The sequence below is a fragment of the Planktothrix pseudagardhii genome, from assembly GCF_904830925.1.
GTDB lineage: Bacteria > Cyanobacteriota > Cyanobacteriia > Cyanobacteriales > Microcoleaceae > Planktothrix > Planktothrix tepida.
Genome location: NZ_LR882967.1, coordinates 457,070 through 474,142, shown reverse-complemented (window position 1 = coordinate 474,142; position 17,073 = coordinate 457,070). Strand labels below are relative to the sequence as shown.

16 protein-coding genes and 1 pseudogene are annotated in these 17,073 nt (G+C 40.6%); 4 read left to right on the top strand and 13 right to left on the bottom strand.

From position 1 onward, the window contains the following. Positions 1 to 148: 148 nt before the first annotated feature. From cpcA to NMK36_RS01935, 8 genes are all read right to left on the bottom strand, one after another. Entirely contained in the window at positions 149 to 637 is a 489-nt protein-coding gene (cpcA, locus tag NMK36_RS01970; RefSeq protein WP_254172870.1) for a phycocyanin subunit alpha, read from the bottom strand. A gap of 99 nt (positions 638 to 736) precedes the next feature. Continuing rightward, a complete protein-coding gene (locus NMK36_RS01965; protein WP_254172869.1) occupies positions 737 to 1,255 on the bottom strand; it encodes a phycocyanin subunit beta in 519 nt (172 codons plus the stop codon). 519 nt (positions 1,256 to 1,774) lie between these two features. Beyond that, a complete protein-coding gene (locus NMK36_RS01960; protein ID WP_190521245.1) occupies positions 1,775 to 2,800 on the bottom strand; it encodes an ABC transporter permease in 1,026 nt (341 codons plus the stop codon). A 75-nt stretch (positions 2,801 to 2,875) separates the two neighbouring features. Next, on the bottom strand, positions 2,876 to 3,217 hold the full coding sequence (locus NMK36_RS01955) for a hypothetical protein (protein WP_190521249.1): 342 nt from the start codon (positions 3,215 to 3,217) through the stop codon (positions 2,876 to 2,878). Between the two features lie 201 nt (positions 3,218 to 3,418). Further along, positions 3,419 to 4,003, bottom strand: a complete 585-nt coding sequence (locus tag NMK36_RS01950) for a molybdenum cofactor guanylyltransferase (protein ID WP_254172868.1) — start codon at positions 4,001 to 4,003, stop codon at positions 3,419 to 3,421. Positions 4,004 to 4,248: 245 nt separating this feature from the next. Next, positions 4,249 to 5,403 (bottom strand): anthranilate phosphoribosyltransferase family protein, encoded by a 1,155-nt coding sequence (locus tag NMK36_RS01945; protein ID WP_254172867.1) that lies wholly within the window; start codon positions 5,401 to 5,403, stop codon positions 4,249 to 4,251. Between the two features lie 64 nt (positions 5,404 to 5,467). Further along, on the bottom strand, positions 5,468 to 6,484 hold the full coding sequence (locus NMK36_RS01940; RefSeq protein WP_254172866.1) for a LysR family transcriptional regulator: 1,017 nt from the start codon (positions 6,482 to 6,484) through the stop codon (positions 5,468 to 5,470). Between the two features lie 183 nt (positions 6,485 to 6,667). Then, on the bottom strand, positions 6,668 to 7,915 hold the full coding sequence (locus NMK36_RS01935; RefSeq protein WP_254172865.1) for a HEAT repeat domain-containing protein: 1,248 nt from the start codon (positions 7,913 to 7,915) through the stop codon (positions 6,668 to 6,670). Positions 7,916 to 8,006: 91 nt separating this feature from the next. Between NMK36_RS01935 and NMK36_RS01930 the strand changes: the two genes are divergently transcribed. Further along, entirely contained in the window at positions 8,007 to 8,459 is a 453-nt protein-coding gene (locus tag NMK36_RS01930; protein WP_254172864.1) for an SRPBCC family protein, read from the top strand. Between the two features lie 64 nt (positions 8,460 to 8,523). On the opposite strand, the gene NMK36_RS01925 is transcribed toward NMK36_RS01930, so the two are convergent. Beyond that, on the bottom strand, positions 8,524 to 9,270 hold the full coding sequence (locus NMK36_RS01925) for a hypothetical protein (RefSeq protein WP_254172863.1): 747 nt from the start codon (positions 9,268 to 9,270) through the stop codon (positions 8,524 to 8,526). A 48-nt stretch (positions 9,271 to 9,318) separates the two neighbouring features. Between NMK36_RS01925 and NMK36_RS01920 the strand changes: the two genes are divergently transcribed. Beyond that, positions 9,319 to 10,431 (top strand): IS630 family transposase, encoded by a 1,113-nt coding sequence (locus NMK36_RS01920; protein WP_254172743.1) that lies wholly within the window; start codon positions 9,319 to 9,321, stop codon positions 10,429 to 10,431. 13 nt (positions 10,432 to 10,444) lie between these two features. Here NMK36_RS01920 and NMK36_RS01915 read toward each other — a convergent pair. Both NMK36_RS01915 and NMK36_RS01910 read right to left on the bottom strand, forming a co-directional pair. Then, a pseudogene (locus tag NMK36_RS01915) lies at positions 10,445 to 11,653 on the bottom strand (ArnT family glycosyltransferase); the annotation flags it as partial. 114 nt (positions 11,654 to 11,767) lie between these two features. Beyond that, on the bottom strand, positions 11,768 to 12,376 hold the full coding sequence (locus tag NMK36_RS01910; RefSeq protein WP_072716926.1) for a hypothetical protein: 609 nt from the start codon (positions 12,374 to 12,376) through the stop codon (positions 11,768 to 11,770). A gap of 54 nt (positions 12,377 to 12,430) precedes the next feature. Here NMK36_RS01910 and NMK36_RS01905 point away from each other — a divergent pair, with 54 nt between their 5' ends. Together NMK36_RS01905 and NMK36_RS01900 are read left to right on the top strand one after the other, a co-directional pair. Next, positions 12,431 to 12,763 carry a DUF565 domain-containing protein gene (locus NMK36_RS01905; protein ID WP_072716925.1) on the top strand — a complete coding sequence of 111 codons (333 nt, stop codon included), beginning with the start codon at positions 12,431 to 12,433 and terminating at the stop codon, positions 12,761 to 12,763. A gap of 32 nt (positions 12,764 to 12,795) precedes the next feature. After that, the gene (locus tag NMK36_RS01900) at positions 12,796 to 13,827 is read left to right on the top strand and encodes a glycerate kinase (protein WP_254172862.1); all 1,032 of its coding nucleotides are present in this window, start codon (positions 12,796 to 12,798) and stop codon (positions 13,825 to 13,827) included. A gap of 89 nt (positions 13,828 to 13,916) precedes the next feature. Here the strand turns inward: NMK36_RS01900 and prmA are convergent, their stop codons facing one another. Next, positions 13,917 to 14,807, bottom strand: coding sequence for a 50S ribosomal protein L11 methyltransferase (gene prmA, locus NMK36_RS01895; RefSeq protein ID WP_254172861.1), 891 nt, complete (start codon positions 14,805 to 14,807; stop codon positions 13,917 to 13,919). A 193-nt stretch (positions 14,808 to 15,000) separates the two neighbouring features. Next, entirely contained in the window at positions 15,001 to 16,584 is a 1,584-nt protein-coding gene (gene serA / locus NMK36_RS01890) for a phosphoglycerate dehydrogenase (RefSeq protein WP_072716922.1), read from the bottom strand. Positions 16,585 to 17,073: the final 489 nt, after the last annotated feature.

Below are 17,073 nucleotides of genomic sequence, written 5' to 3'. Positions count from 1 at the left end.
GAGATCTTCAAAATTGAGAAGACAAAAAAGAAAACTTTGTTAATGTGGGAGACAAACCCCAATAATCAAAGATGCCCGGAGCGCTAAACAACCGTTAACCCAGTTGCTAACAGCTACTTACCGCTCCGAGCATCAAACGCGAGCTTGTCTAGCTCAGAGCGTTGATCGCATAATCAATGTAGGAGTTGGCTTCAACAGCCGCGTCACCGCTGAGACCATGGTTGGCTTTGATGTACTTCAGAGCTTCAACATACCAGCTAGGAGACAGTTCAAAAGTCCGGTTGATTTCATCAACACCAGCAATCAGGTACTCGTCCAAAGGCCCTGTACCACCAGCAATTAAGCAGTAGGTGATTTGACGGAGGTAGTAACCGACGTCACGAGCGCATTTGGCTTTACCGCGTTCGCTAGAAGCGTAGTTAGGCCCTTGCATTTGGGTGGTGTAAGGGAACTTGTTATACACTGCTTGGGTAGCACCACTGACCAGGCTATCGGCTTTATTGCTCAGAGCTTTAGCAGCTTCTAAGCCGGCTTTGGCTTGACGGAAACGTCCGAAAGCCACTTGCAGTTCAGTGCTGCTTAAGAAACGGCCTTGAGAATCGGCGGTGGTTACTGCTTCAGTCAGGGGGGTTTTCATGCTTGAATTATCTCCCGATGTGGTTTACAAAGTTGAGGTACAAATTGAAGTCATTTAATTAGACTTCTATGGATTTATGAAAATCAGATTTTTGAAAAACTAGGCAACAGCAGCCGCAGCGCGATCAAAGTAGCTGGCGATTTCAGAAGCCAGGGCGCTACAATCTCCAGGAGTGATTCCTGCAGGATCGTTGACGATAGCCAGAGCGGCATCTTTCATTTTGCCAACGCCAACAGCAACGGAAGCACCAGGAACGCCTAAAGCCAGGTAGGTTTCACGCAGACCGTTTAAGCAACGATCATCGAGAACGCTAGCATCTCCAGCGAAAACTGCATAGGTGACATAACGTAAGATGATTTCCAGGTCACGTAAGCAAGCAGCCATACGACGGTGGGTGTAAGCATTACCACCAGGAGCAATCAGTTGGGCTTGCTCATCAAACAAAGAGCGAGCCGCATTGGTAACGATGGTGGAAGCACTACCGGTGATGCGGTTAACAGCGTCTAAACGTTTGCTACTTTCGGCAACCAATTGGCTCAGGGCATCGATTTGGCCGCCGCTTAACAGTTCGCCGCGTGTATCAGCTTGAGAAACTACCTTGGTGAAGGCATCAAACATGGATTAATCTCCTACTTGACTTGCTTAACTTTGTTTTCGACTCAAAGTGAAATGATGGGTTTTCCCGATCCTGACTCTTGAGAGTCTCTCTATGTTTGGCCGTCGTTACTATTTTTGAGAGCAACCTCAGCCTCACTTAGAGGAACCTTAGAAATCTTACATCATTTTATGAAAGGACATTAAACTTTTTTAATCAAATGTTAATCAATTGTTGGGAGACCAACATTTGTCTGTCGTCTTTGCCCTTCAGATATTAGTTATACAACGCTATCGCAAATTGTTGCGTTAAAATTTATTAAGAAGTGTATCTTTCATGAAGATTCCCATCAGAATTCCCTAACTTTACTTGAGTAAAAATACTTACTTTTTTAGAAAAATTATGCACATTTATGATCTGATTACCCCAGAAAATGGGTTTTAGGAGGTCACTGTCATGGCGTCAATTCCTTAAAAAAAAATCTCCGCACCTTCAAGCCGGAGAGTGTCAACGATCAATAATTTTGTCAACGTTAACTCACCTCAATATCGGATGCGCGGGTCAATGCAGGCATTGAGAACATCAATCAGAATACTAGCCACAACCACAATCCCTGCGAAAAACACAACAATCCCCTGCACCGTCGGATAATCCCGGAAACTAATCGCTTCATATAACCGATTAGCGAGTCCTGGCCAAGAAAAGGTCACTTCCGTTAAAATTGCTCCCCCCAATAACGCGGCAAAGGTTAAACCCAAAACCGTAATCACCGGAATCATGGCATTTTTCAACGCATGGGCCACAACAATTCGCAATTCAGGAATCCCTCTAGCCCTAGCGGCTTCCACATAATCCGCCTTTAACGTTTGTTTGAGATTCACCCGCACAATTCGCTCAAAAATACCGCTTAACAATAACCCTAACGTTACAGAGGGTAAAAACAAGTAATACAGTGATACCCCCAATTGCATCCAATTAAGCGTCAACAAACTATCCAGGGTATATAATCCGCTCCACCCTTCAGGGGCCTGAACAGTTACTGGAAAGCGAGTTCCCAAAGGAAACCAACCCAACTGCACCGCAAATATTAACTGAAACAGCATCCCTGCCCAAAACGGCGGAACAGCATAGGTAATAATTCCAAATAAACGTCCCCCCGTATCCCAAACCGTATCAGGATGGGAGGCTGCCACCGCCCCAACCGTAATTCCCACCGCTAAAGCGATGATCATACTAAATAGAGCCAGTTCAACCGTTGCCGGAAAATGAGCTTGAATAATTTCCCAAACCGTTTGTCCGCGACTGGTCAGGGACGTTCCTAAATCAAAATGCAGGAGTTTCCCCATATAGTCAAAATATTGTTGCCACAAAGAACCCTTTAAACCCAATTGCGATCGCAAGGCTTCTTTGGCTGCTTCCGGTGCACGGGGGCCAAGAATCGCATCTACCGGATCACCAGGGGTAGCTCGTAGCAGCAAAAAAACCACTGTGGTAATTGTCCACAGCATCAAGGGAGCCAGCAGTAAACGAGTAAAGACGTAATATTGTAAAGCTCTGGAACGAGACATATCAGTTATCAGTTACCAGTTATCAGTTGTCAGTTAACAGTCAACTGTCAACCGTCAACTGTCAACTGTCAACACTTAATGGCCAAGTAATGATTCAAAGGTATTACGAAGAAATTTGAGGTCAGCGACTCTAGCCACTAAGAGGTTTTCCTGTCCGGCATCTTCTAGGCGAGTTTTCCAATATTGGATGCTGTCGGCATTGTTCATCCAAAACTGAATTACCGTATCAACGGCTTGATCAACATTCCAGCCCCGTTGAGGAGAAACCGTCTGTACAGATTCAATAAAAGTATCCAGGGTACATTTACGATTTCCCAAATATTCAACCCCTGGGGCGGGTTGTTCGTTTAATTCTTGTTGTTGATAAAAGAAAGAAAGAATGGGAGAAACACCCACTAGATCGAAGGTGTATGGCATAGGTTCCTCCTGTCCATTTTTAATATCCGTTGGTTATACCAAGTTTTCTGGGTAAAGAACGTAATTTTACTTACAAGTTACCCAGATTTTTTGATTTTAATGCAGATTTTGTAAAAATTCACAAGTAGGGTTTTCTCTACCTCAAAACCAGAAAAAAGATTAATTTTTGATGGAAATTTTAATTAAGGATTTTAGGATTTATTAAGGTTTTAAGTCAGTGGGTCGATTGCAATTGACCAACATTTGTGATTCTTCTTCAGACAGATAAATAGGTTCCACAGGAATATGAGTTAACCATCGTTGAAAGGATCTTCCCCCTGGAGCCATAAATTCTTGTAACTGGGAATAAGCAGAACGGCGATAAAATCCACATAAGGGTTCCCAGCGCGACTGACTTTGAGGAACAACCGCTAAAACCGTATCAGAAACAACCGTTAAATGACTTTGCCAACGTTGAATCATCGCAGGTTGTAACAAAGGTAAATCACAGGCTAATAACCAAATCCAATCAAAGGGAATTTCTAATAAACCCTGGGACAAAGCAACTAAGGGCCCTTGGTTCGGTTCCGTCTCTAATATAACTTCATAATCTTCCGTTAATAGCGTTTGATAGCGTTCCGGCCAAGGTGTAGCAATATATACTTTTTGGCTACAAGTAGCCGCCACTTGATACACTCGCTGAAGCAAGGGTTTTCCTTCATACAGGACAAAAGCTTTATCCTCACCCATGCGAGAACTTTGGCCCCCTGCCAGAATTAAAGCTGCAATTGAAAGATGATTGATCATGGGTCTTGAGGTAATACCTAGGGCTAAAGTTCTCTATAGCGCTACTTGAAGAGGGAACAGGGAACAGGGAACAGGGAACAGTAAGAATTGAAAGGGTTTCAGGGTTTAATAAATGTCCTAACTGTAATGCGTAGCGCTATATCAGCGTGAAAAACCCAGAGCGGGTTAACCAAAAATAGCAATTTTGTAGTTTAGAGATATAGCAGTCGCACCTGGGGTATTAGGACATAGACTGATGCTAAAACCTAAATCGGATACTCCTCTTTTCCTGTCTGTTCCCTGTTCCCTGTTCCCTGTTCCCTGCTATAACAATGGATTTCCTGCAATTTAGCGTGAACTTTCCCTTGCGTTAGTAAAGATTCAGCTTCCGATAATCCTGATTCTAAATTAGGACAAACCCCAGAACGCCACAAATAAAACCCCCCATTCCACAGTGCGGCTTTCATGAATTCACTGTTGTGACCCGCTAAAACCGATTGGATTTGTTCAATTAAAATCGCAGTCGAGGGTAGAGGAACTTCTGTCCCTCCGAACCCATAATCACGGGGATGCAATAATAATCGTTCAAAGAAAACATCCTCTCCCGTCGGATGGGAATTTTGTCCTTCTACTGAGGTAGAGTCTTTAATCTGTTTTGTTCCGAGGCTAGGTTGACGTAACCCAATAATACAAGTGCGATCGCGAGGTAAATCACAACTACCCTCTAATCCTTTGACGGTAATAAATTCAGTCACACCCCGCAATTGAAAGGCTTCTCGAAACAGGGTTTCTGTGGGGGGATGGACATACCCACAAACCACCGTTGCTTGTCCTAAATAAGGTTTCCACATCAATTCCATTGTTGCTAACGGAGGACGTTTGCCAATTTCTCGACGATAGGTGACTAAGCGTTCGGCTTCTGGGAAATGTTGAGGAAGATAAACAAACCCTAAACCCAACTGTGTAAACATCTGTTGAGTTTGTACTAAGGATAATTTAGACCAGTCCACCCCCAACCCTTGCCAAATTTCAATTAAAGGAATACCTTCTTTAGTTGGCATTCGTTGGCCCCCATGTAAAATTACCGGAACCCCTGCGGTGACTAAAATTAAAGCCGTTAAGGGAGCAAAAGGAGCGGTGCGAGACCGACCATCATAGGGACAACCCAACACCATTGGCGCAGAAGCAACGGACTGAAGTTGAGGGCCAATTTCTTCATAAGTATCTAGCATTCCCGCTAATTCTTCACCTGTGGGACGTCGGATACGATGAGCAATTAAAAATGCACCAATTTGAGCCGGAGTTGCCTCCTGCAATAACATTAATCTCAAGGCTTCTGTCGCTTGGGAACGACTCAACGCCTCACTGGTATGGGTTCCACTACCCACTTGACGAAGTAACTCTCTAAATCGATCACTCATGCCTATAAAGTATTGACGGTTAACCGAAACTCCATTTTTAAACTTTAATTTGATCCTAGCGTTTTTACTTCAACAGAAAGGTTTCGGGATTCAAAGAATTAATTGCTCCATCGAGTTGATCAGGAAGACTCTCATGAACCAGTTGCCAAAAATAAGCAATGGGGGGGATTTGCATTCGATCAGGTGTGGTGACAATCACCACTTCACGAGTCCAAGTTGTATCCCCGTCCGCAGGAATTAACATAGAGGGAGTAGAACTCGCGATTAAAGGTTTAGAGTTGGCAAAGGGAAGGGGTGCTAACCCTCGGACAGCTAAGGTAGGATCAGTTCGTGCTTCTAGTAAGGCAGAATAGGGCAGTAAAGCGATCAGTTCCCCTTGACGAATGACCCCTCGAAACCCATCTAATGTATTTAACTCTAAAACTGCATTCAGCTTGGCTCCAGCTTGAGTAAATTTTTCTTGAACTAAACGCTGCATTCCATAACCATCTTTAAAAACCACTTGCGGATAACGAGTTAACTCATCCCAAGGAACTTGAGAATATTGAGTTAACGGGTGATTACTGGCCATTAAGACTTCAATCGGTTCTTGATAGAGAATATCGACTAAAAGTTCTGCACTGGCCGTAAAAGAACGATTATTCATAATAATAGCGATATCAACTAATCCATCCTTAAGCACTTTTAAGGCGCGATCGCTTCCCAAGGATGTCACCCGCAACTGAACTTCTGGATAGGCATAACAAAACTTCTGCAAAACCGGGGGTAAATAAGAGGAACAAACCGAATGAATGGCTGCAACACAGAGTTCAGGTTGTTTTCCCATCAGCAGAGACGCTAATTCCTCTTTCGCACTGTCCCAGGTTTGGCAAATTTTGCGAGCATAGGGCCAAAAGCGTTCACCCCCAATGGTTAATTTAGCTTGAGCCGTGCGGTGAAATAAAGGTAAACCCAGTTCTTCCTCTAGTCCCTGCACCTGTCGGCTAATGGTTGATTGAGTGACCCCGCATTTGCGTGCTGCTTGTTGAAAGCTTCCCGTCTCAGCAACAGACAGAAAAGATTGCAGTTGCTCTAAACGCATACAGACAGTTATCAGTTATCAGTAAACAGTTATCAGTAAACAGTTAGATGACTGATTACTGATCAACAATAATAGATTTACTCATTCCATTTAGTAGAGATTGATACAGCTTTGATAATTTCATCCTAAACCTCGGAATTGATCAAGAATTGGAGTAACCCCTGAAAAGCTTCTTTATTTAATTTACCATTCGGATAACGCTTTTAAAATCTCTTGTTTGATATCAAGATTGATATTATCTTGATTTAATAAATGTTGTAAATATTGATAAGTTTGTTCACATTTAATTTGCTTAAAAGCCGAAATACAATGGTATCGAACTGAAGGTTGGGGATCAGCTAAAAGTTGAATTAAGGGATCAAGAGCAGATATTAATCCTAATTTTCCTAATCCTACTGCAATTAATTGTTTAATTTTAAGATCAGAAATAGCAGGATGATTACGATTAATTAAATTAATTAAAATTTGAGTCGCTTGTTCTCGTAATTCTATGGTTTCAATCCGTCCTATCCCCTGAATAATTTCTTGAATTAAAGTAATTTCTACAGGTGTAAGACTAGGGGCATTCAGATTAAATTCAGGATGGAAGCTGAAAATAATTTCCTCTAAAAATTTTAAACTTTGAGGCGTTTCAATCCATCCCAATGAACGAACCCCATCTATTTTTAAAGATAGGGGAACATTAGAAGATTGTACTTGTTCAAATAATGCTGTTGCTGCTTCATCTGTTTTTAAACGGGATAAAGCGAGTTGAGCTTGTTGGCAAACTTCTGGTCGAATATCCCATAATAACGGTTTAAGTTTTTCGACTAAATTAATATTGTCTAATAAATCTATTCTTACCCCTAATCCGATAACCGCTTCTTTTCTAACATGACCAACGGGATCATTTAAAGCCTCTAATAAAACCGGAATGACTCTGGGATCATGAAAACTTCCTAATGCTTCAATTGCGATCGCGCGAATCTCAGGATTAGAATCATTTACAACCGTTAATAAGGGGGTAATAATTTCAGAATGACGAATTTGAGCTAAGGCAAATGTAGCTAATCGTTTAGACTCCTCTTTTTGTAATAATTCCATGAGGGGTTTAATGGCTGAAGTTCCTAAACTGGCTAACGTAATAGCCGTTATTTCCTGAAGTGATAGTTCTTCTTCTGTTGCCTCTATTTTATCAGTTTTTAGCAAATTAATTAAGGGCTCAACCACTAATTCTGATTTAAACTGTCCCAAAATTCGAGCCACAAACCAACGCATTTCTACATCAGTCGTTTCATCTTGTAAAATATTCAGCAAAGGCTCTAGGGCAATGGTTCCTAAATCAGGTAAAATTTTACTGATTTCCCATCGCTGTTGAAAATCTCCCTGTTCTAACTGAGTTAACACTAAATTAAGTACAGCTTCGGGATTTTGTTCTGAAAAATCAATCACTGTTAATTGCTAATTGTTAATTGTTAATGGTTGACTGTTGACTATTGGCTGTTAATCGAGAACTAACAACTCTTATAATTGTAGAACATTTATGCAGCACTTTCACTATTCTTCCCTGATTAATGCGCCTGTAGAAGTCGTTTGGGAGTTTCATACCCGACCGGATATATTGCAATTGTTAACTCCTCCTTGGCAACCCGTAGAAATTGTGCGTCGAGAAGGGGGTTTAGATGTAGGGGCAATTTCGGAATTTAGAATATTATTAGGGTTTATTCCGGTGCGATGGGTAGCACTTCATACCGAATGTAAACCCTTTGAGTTATTTACCGATGAACAACAAGAAGGAATTGTAGAAAGTTGGGTACATCGACATCAATTTGTTTCTGAAAATGGTAAAACTCGCCTCACCGATAACATTACTTATTCTCTACCCGGCGGAGAATTGGCAGAAAAAATATTAGGCTGGTGGGTCAATAGTCGTTTAGAAGATATGTTTCAATATCGTCATCAAGTTACAAAGAAAGAATGTGAAAACTGTTATTAGATTTTATAGCATTACCCATTAAAGTGTTTGAAAATTCTAAATCCTAAAACCCTTTCAATCCTTACTATTCCCTGTTCCCTGTTCCCTGTTCCCTCCTCCCTATATTAGCTCGAATGAGTTGATAGGAACCCGCTTGATCAATAATTTTATATTGATTAGGTTTTAATCTAATATTCGTTAATTCACGAGGATGTCCAAGAATTAAAAGGGTTTTAGGGGAAGAATTTTCAACCTCTGGACTGTTAATATAGTTAATCGCATCAGTCAGTTCAGGAGCGTATTGAACCGGATGTTGAGTATAAAAAACTAAACTGGGTTTTTTAAAGCCAACCATCATTAATTCTTCTCCTAATTTTCGCTCTTGTACAACGGTTTGGGCGAGATGTCTTAAAGGTTCTTGACGATGGTGATCAAGTAAACTATAGGTAGGAGTTGCTGCCCAGATAAAAAACACAATAAATCCTAAAATATTAACGATAAAAATTCCTGAAATTCGCCGTTTCCACCCACTTATGATTATTCCTATTGTGGTTATTCCCCAGATTAAAGCAGATCGATTTAGGAGTCCAGAGGTTTGTAAATCCGTTCTAAAATTGGGCATATCTGCATCATATCCTAGCAGGTTTTTACTAAAATAACTAACAATTGAAGCACTAAAAACCAATATAATATTGAAAATGATAGATAGAGAAAACGCTTTAGGAATAGCACCAGCTAAACTAACATTAGGATTAACAAGATGATTGTTTTTTATTAGATTGTGCCAAAATAGAGAAATTAATAAAGCTGAAGCTGGTAAGCTGTTAAGCATCTAAATAGGGTATAATGAAAAACCAAGTTTAGAAAAATCAATCAAAAGATGCCTGCTAAAAATCATTTAAATGAAAAGCAAGTAGAGAAACTACAGAAAAGATTGAAAGAGGAAGAAAATGGACAAATCCGAGAAAGAATCTTGATTTTATTATTGCTAAATGATGGTAAAAAGCAAAGTGAAATTGCCAAGTTTTTGGGCTGCTCATTAAACAAAGTATGTTATTGGTGTGTACATGGAGACCCTGACAAATTAGAAAGCCTAAAAGATGAAAGAATGAAAGGAAATTATAGAAAAGCCACAGACAAATATATAGAGATATTATTAGAAACAGTAGAAAAAGAACCGGAAGAATTAGGATATGAATTTGGGAGATGGACAGGAGAAAGATTGGCAACTTATTTAGAACAAATCACAGGAATCAAATTAAGTAGTTCACAAGTGAGAAAGATATTAAAGGAAAAAAAGTATGTTTATTTGTGGGCAAAGTATAGCTTAGAAGAGAAAAGAGATCCAGAAAAAAGAAAATTATTTAAAGATAAAATAGAAGAATATTTGAAAATAGCAAAAGAAAGTCCAGAACAATTACAGGTATGGTTTTGGGATGAAAGTGGATTTAATTTAAGAGTGATAAAAAGAAAGAATTGGTGTAAAAAAGGGAAGAGGAAACAGATTAGAGGAGACAGGAGGAAAGGAAGAGTTAATGTGATGGGAGGATTGAGGTACTCGGATAAAAAAAGATTTGTAGAATTTCTGGATAAAGGAAATGCAGATAATTTTTATCAAGTGTTAAAAAGTTTTTATCAAGAGCTAATTTATGAATGGGTATTAGCGGGAAATCAAGCAGAAGAATTTGTAGAAAAAGGAGCTAAGATCCTGATTATTCTTGACAATGCAAGTTTTCACAAAAAAGAAGAGTACCTAGAAAAAATTAAAGCAGAAATGCCGAATGTCTATTTAGAATTTCTTCCAGCATATAGTCCAGATTATAATTTAATTGAATTAGTCTGGCATTCAGCTAAAGAATATATAGCTCATCGACTCTTTAAATCAGTTGATGAGCTAGAGTGTTTATTACATCAGCTTTTAAATGAAGGACAGTTATCTATTAAATGGGGACGTAAACTTAAAAACAAAGGTAATGCTATAATCACAGTTTAAATACACAACAGCTTATCAAAGGTAAAATATAACTGGGAAGCTTAGTAACAGCTACAGTAAAAAAGATAAAAATTACAGCAAACCAAAAAACAACAAATAATGGCAATTGTTGAATTCGAGATTGACGTTTCCAAGATCGGCGTTTCCAAAATTTTGTTGAAGCGATCGCAATAGGTAAATAAACAGAAAATGGAGCAAACCCTATTAAAACCACAATAAAATAGAAATACCAAGGAGCCGCATGGCGATTAACAACGCTGGTAAATCGTTCAAAATTGTGATAACCAAAAAACGAATTAATATAGCTTTGACCATTAATCAAAGTGACTAAAATATACCAAGGCAGAGTCATCACAAAAAAAATTAAGCTTCCTTGCCAAAGACGCATTTCTTGTAAAACTTGGTATCCTTTTCCAATATAAATTAAAAATGAACCAATAATTAAAATAGGTAAAACAATTCCCACAGGGCCTTTGGTTAAAACCGCTAAGGCTATTAAAATATAAAAAGCTAAATACCAATAATTTACTCGATTTTGGGGTAGAGTTAAATTTTTAAACCCTACATTAGGATATTCTTTAAATTCTGACTCAGATATTTTCGCTTCATCAGTTGCATATCCTAGAAAAAAAGCCAATAAAGCTGACCCCATACAACCTGTTAATAACATATCCGAAACGCCAATTCTTGCCCAAGCCACAATTTCAGGATTAAAAGCCATCAATATAGCCCCCATCCAAGGTAAAGGATGCAAAAGAACTGTCCTGAAACGAGGTTTATAACTGGGAGAAATTAAGCCTTGTATTTCTTGTTTCTTAACGGTATAAAATTGCGTTTTCTGAACATAATAACTTAACGTATAAAATCCCAAACCAATTAGAATAAAAGCCGAAACTGCCGAAGGCAGACGAACCCCCCATTCATTGACCCCAACTATTTGATAAGCAATTGCCATTAACCAATAAATTAAAGGCGGTTTATCGAAACGAGTTTCTTCATTAAAATACGGGGTAATCCAATCCCCTGTAACTAACATTTGACGGGCAGCTTCTGCAAATAAAGGTTCGGTTTCATCCAATAAACCCAGATTTCCTAAATTCTGAAAAAAAGCCAACCCACTGATTAAACCCAACCCCAAAATCGCCAGGAGAAATGGAAACCAACGGGTTTTAATTTGATTTGAAAAAAGGGTTTTAATCTCTCGATCTGAACTTAGTTTCATGGGGGAAGGACACAGGTGGTAACTGTTGACTGTTGGCTGTTGACTAACACCCAACTCAATATATCAATTAGTTATTATCACCTATTTGGGCAACCGAAATAATCTTACTATTGCCTATTTTCCAGATGAAAATTCATCCAGTGTCCTAGTGGGTTGTATGACCAACTGCCATTCCTTACTTTCAGGCTTCCAGACTGGGAAGGGGGTTTCCCCGACAATATAAGGCCCCCAGTAATAGCGAGAACCATCCGGTGCAAAAACAATCAAAATATCGCCAGATTTGAGAATTAAATCTTTTTCTGGGAGGGACAAAATCAACCCTTCTTGACTGCCTTCTTCCGGCGCAAAATCCCAATGGACGGGTTCGGTGTTGCCCACAGATGAACGAGTGAGTAAGGCTACACGCACCGGATGTTCCGTGAGGTTACTGACTCGGAATGACCCTTGGTGATGGTTTGTGGAAATGGCAGGAGGTGACAGTTTGGGGGGATTATTCCCCAATTTGGGAGAAGGAACAGGGGGTCTTTCTGACGCAGGTGGCGCTGGAATAGAGGTTTTAGGAAACGTTGTTGAGAGGGGGGCTGAGAGAGATAAGGCCACCTGTTCGGAAGATTTTCGTTCCGTTGACTGGACACAATAGCGAAATAAGAATTGCCTTAAACTAATTAAAGTTAATAAAATAGTTCCAGTAATTAGAAAGGCTGGATACAGTTTAGCTTTCATAATCTTTCGTTTTAAACCCGCTCATTAATTCCATTACTCTCTACACCGTCTTTTATGCAAAATACCCGTCTCAATCGGCTTGTAACTGTTATCAATGCACTACTCCGACGATGGTTGTTAAATCCTTGGCGACGGATTTCGCTCCTCATCATTAGTTTGTTATTTGGTTTTGCCCTAGCACTGGCTATTTCTGCAATTGCGGGACAAAATGCAAATATAGATGTAACTGTGGCTTTAATGGTCTCTATCCTAGTAGAAGGGGTCAACTGGTTAGCCTACAGTAGTCCCAACCGTTTGCGACAATCCTTTTGGGTTGAAAACCTGAATGCACTCAAAATGGGTTTGTGTTATGGGTTATTTTTGTTAGCATTCATGTTGGGTTCATAAAACTAACATTTTTTATGTTTCTGTGATTGTCTATGATAGAAATTTTGCAAGCTTGGGCTGATGGACAACCCCCCCATTCCACAGATTTAGAGCTTTTAGAACAGTGGGAACTGTCTGATTCTAAACAAGCGATATTGTGGGGAATCACACCGGAAAATATTAGGCGGAAATTACAAGGGCGATCGCATCTTTTTTATAGACTTTTTCAAGAGAATCTTGATTTCCCTATATTATCCCAACAGTTAGAAACCCTCTGGAAGTTTTGGCTTCCGTTTGCGACCCAACTGGCTGAGTCTCGTCAACAGTTAGGTCGTCCTCTGGTTCAAGGAATATTAGGAGGACAAGGGACAGGGAAAACAACTCTAGCGAAAGTCTTAACTCAGATTTTGTCTCTTTTTCACTATGACACAATCAGCTTGTCCTTAGACGATCTGTATAAAACTTATTTAGAACGTCAACAGTTACAAAGGGTCGATCCCCGGTTAATTTGGCGGGGGCCACCTGGAACCCATGATGTTGAATTGGCAATACAGGTGTTAGAACAATTGCGTCAACCCTTACCGAATCAAACCATTGCTATTCCTCGATTTGATAAGTCATTATGGCAGGGTGCAGGTGATCGCATTTCATCGGAATTTGTTACAGGAATTGATATTATTTTATTTGAAGGCTGGTTCGTGGGATGTAGACCCATTGATCCACAACAATTTAATTCTGCACCTGAACCCATTATTACCCTCACCGATCAACAATTTGCCAGGGATATGAATGAACAGTTAAAACAATATATTCCTTTATGGGAAAAATTAGATCAATTAATGATTTTAAATCCGATCGATTATAAACTATCAAAACAATGGAGAATTCAAGCTGAACATGACATGATTTCAACCGGAAAATCAGGCATGAGCGATGCAGAAATCAGTCAATTTGTTGATTATTTTTGGAAAGCCCTACATCCCGAATTATTTATAAATCCATTAATTAAAAATCCTAAGTTAGTTAATTTAATTGTAGAAATCAACCCCGATCATTCCCTTGCCAATATTTCCAGAAACCAGTAAACTGATAACTGATAACTGATAACTGATAACTGATAACTGATAACTGATAACTGATAACTGATAACTGATAACTGATAACTGATAACTGATTAAGATCGCCGAATATTAAAACAACACCATTCTTGCCGACGCCATAAGGTAGCGACAACCCAACCATTTTGCTCTAAAGTATCTGCAATGGGTTTAGCTTGATCCATTAAAATACCGCTTAAAACCGCCCAAGTATTTTTCTTAGAGATCGCATTAAATTGAGGAATTAAATCAATAATAACTTCTGCTAAAATATTACAAACAATACCATCAACTGGTTGTTCTGCCACCGAAATGATCTGTTCTATACTTCCATCTTGAATAATAATTTTTTCCGGTGGAATTTGGTTTAATTCACAATTTTCTTTCGTAGAACGAGTCGCTAACGGATCATTATCAGCCGCATAAACCTTTGATGCGCCTAATAAAATTGCCCCAATTGATAAAATACCCGAACCACAACCAATATCTGCAATCACCGCTTGGGTGGGTTCTCCCCCTAATCGCATTTCTAAAGATTCTAAACACAGTTGAGTCGTGGCGTGGGTTCCGGTTCCGAAGGCAACCCCTGGATCTAAGCGTAATAAAATTCGATCACAATGTTCGGGTAAGGTTAACCAAGCTGGATAAATTAAAAAGCGATCGCCAATAGGGGTCGGTTCCCAATGTTGTTTCCAAGCCGTTGACCAGTCCTGCTCATCAATTAAATCCCAAGTTACCGCAGGAATGGGGATTTCTAAGCACAGAGCATCTTGACGCAACAATAAAGAAAGCGCTGCTAAATCCAGTAAATGGGCTTTTTCTTCAGGTAAATAAGCCGATATCAGGCAGGAATTATTTTTAATTTGACAAGCTGTTCCCCGACAACCAAAGGATTCCAACCGCCAAAAGACCGCATCCTCTAGCGTCGGATCACACAATACTTTAATTTCCCACCAACTATTAGCCATAATCAGTTATCAGTTATCAGTTATCAGTCATCAGTCATCAGTCATCAGTGTAGAGATTTGCGATCGCCCGTTTCTACCCACTCATTAGACTTAACAATCGCGAGTTGATATCCTAGGCGATTCGTCCGGGTAAAAAGTTAATCAACGGTCAATGGCTGCCACTGATAACTGATGACTGATAACTGATTACTGATTAAAGCGTTACCGTATAAGCGTCGCGGATACCAGAAACTTTCATGATTTCCGCCAGCAGTCCTTCAGGTAAGGGATCATCAAGGCTTAAAACCATAACAGCTTCACCCCGAACGATTTTACGTCCGACTTGCATACTGGCAATATTGACATTAAAACTGCCCAAAAGGGAGCCAATTTTGCCAATAATTCCCGGCATATCCCGGTGAAGCGTAAATAACATAAAGCGGGTCGGGGGCACGTTAATCGGGAAATCGTCAACACTGGTAATCCGAATTTCCTGATCCCCTAATAAAGCTCCCGTCACCGAATGACTACCTAATGAGCCCTTCGCTTCTAAATGCAGTGATCCCGTGTAGTCCGTCAAGGCAGCATCACGGGTTTCAATCACTCGAATTCCCCGTTCTTTGGCTTCAATACTGGCGTTAACATAGTTCACCCGTTCGCGTAAAGCTTTGGACAGTAACCCTTTGAGGGCTGCCACAACCACCGCTTGGCTATTGGTTCCAGCCAGTTCCCCTTGCAACCGCACATCCAGGAAGTCTACCCGACCTCCGGCTAACTGACCGACTAAATTACCTAGGGTTTCAGCCAGTTGCAGATAGGGTTTGAGTTTTTCCAAAACATCGGGATACAACCCTGGAATATTCACCGCAGAGCGGGCTGGTAAGCCCAGTAACACATCCCGAATTTGTTCGGCAACATCGATCGCCACATTGACTTGGGCTTCCTCTGTAGAGGCTCCCAGGTGAGGGGTGAGCACAATTTTAGATCCCAATTCCCGCAGAGGAGAATCGGCTTCTAGGGGTTCGTTCTCAAAGACATCGAGGGCAGCCCCGGCTAGTTGGCCATTTGTTAAGGCGACGGCTAAATCGGCTTCATTAATCACCCCCCCTCTAGCACAGTTGATTAAGCGGGCTGTCGGCTTCATTTTAGAGAAGATGTCCGCGTTAAACAGATGATAGGTTTCTTTGGTTTTGGGAATATGCAGCGTAATATAATCGGACTCGCGAATCAACAAATCCAAGTCCACTAACCGACAGCCAATTTGATCCGCCCGTTCTTGGGAAATAAAGGGATCATAAGCTAATAATTTCATCCCCATCGCTTTAGCCGCCGTCGCGACATGGGAACCAATTTTACCTAAACCCACAATGCCTAGGGTTTTCTTATAAACTTCTACACCAATGAAGCTTTTACGATCCCACTTTCCACTTTTAACAGATTGGTTAGCATCGGGAATGTAGCGAGACAGAGACAGCATCATCGCCAAAGCGTGTTCAGCCGCAGCAATGGTATTTCCTTCGGGGGAGTTGACAACAACAATCCCTTTGCGGGTAGCGGCGGGAACGTCTACATTATCGACACCCACACCCGCGCGACCAATAATTTTTAAGTTATCGCCAGCTTCAATAATTTCTTGGGTTACACGAGTTCCAGACCGGATCATCAAAGCATCATACTCTGGAATAATCCGCACCAGTTCTTCTGGGGGTAAACCTATTCTGACATCCACCTGAGCGACTTGGCAGAGGATGTCTATACCAACTTGATCAATCGAATCGGAGACAAGAACCTTCGGCATGATTTAGGAAAATGGGTTGCAATAGCAGGAATCGAGATCTCACCCCCTGACAAAATCCGCTAGGGGGATGTTCGAGAGAGTCTTCATGATCTATTCTCTCTCCCAAATTAACGGTCTATGTAAATACCGCAGTAGGTTATTTTAACTGTTAATGGGGTCTATCCACTGCGAATCCTTGGAAAAAATTTGGTTTTGCTCTGGGTGGGGGAGAGAGCAAAGGTGAGGCAGCTTGGGTTTGAGGAGTAGGGGGGTAAGGATTGTGTAGACTAGCAATAGTATTAATGGTGTATTTTCAGATTCTCCTGTCAGCACCCCGCTCTAAAGAGACGGGGCTTCATGCCTCCTCTTTGGATAGCTGACCAGCTATAGTCTTAATTGACTACGTTATCGGCAAGTGTTCAAGAACCCACCAATAGATGCGTAGCTAGTCTGTTGCTCTGGAACTTAAAAGTTAAACAGTTTTACGAGGGGTAAAATAGTGCTTTTGAG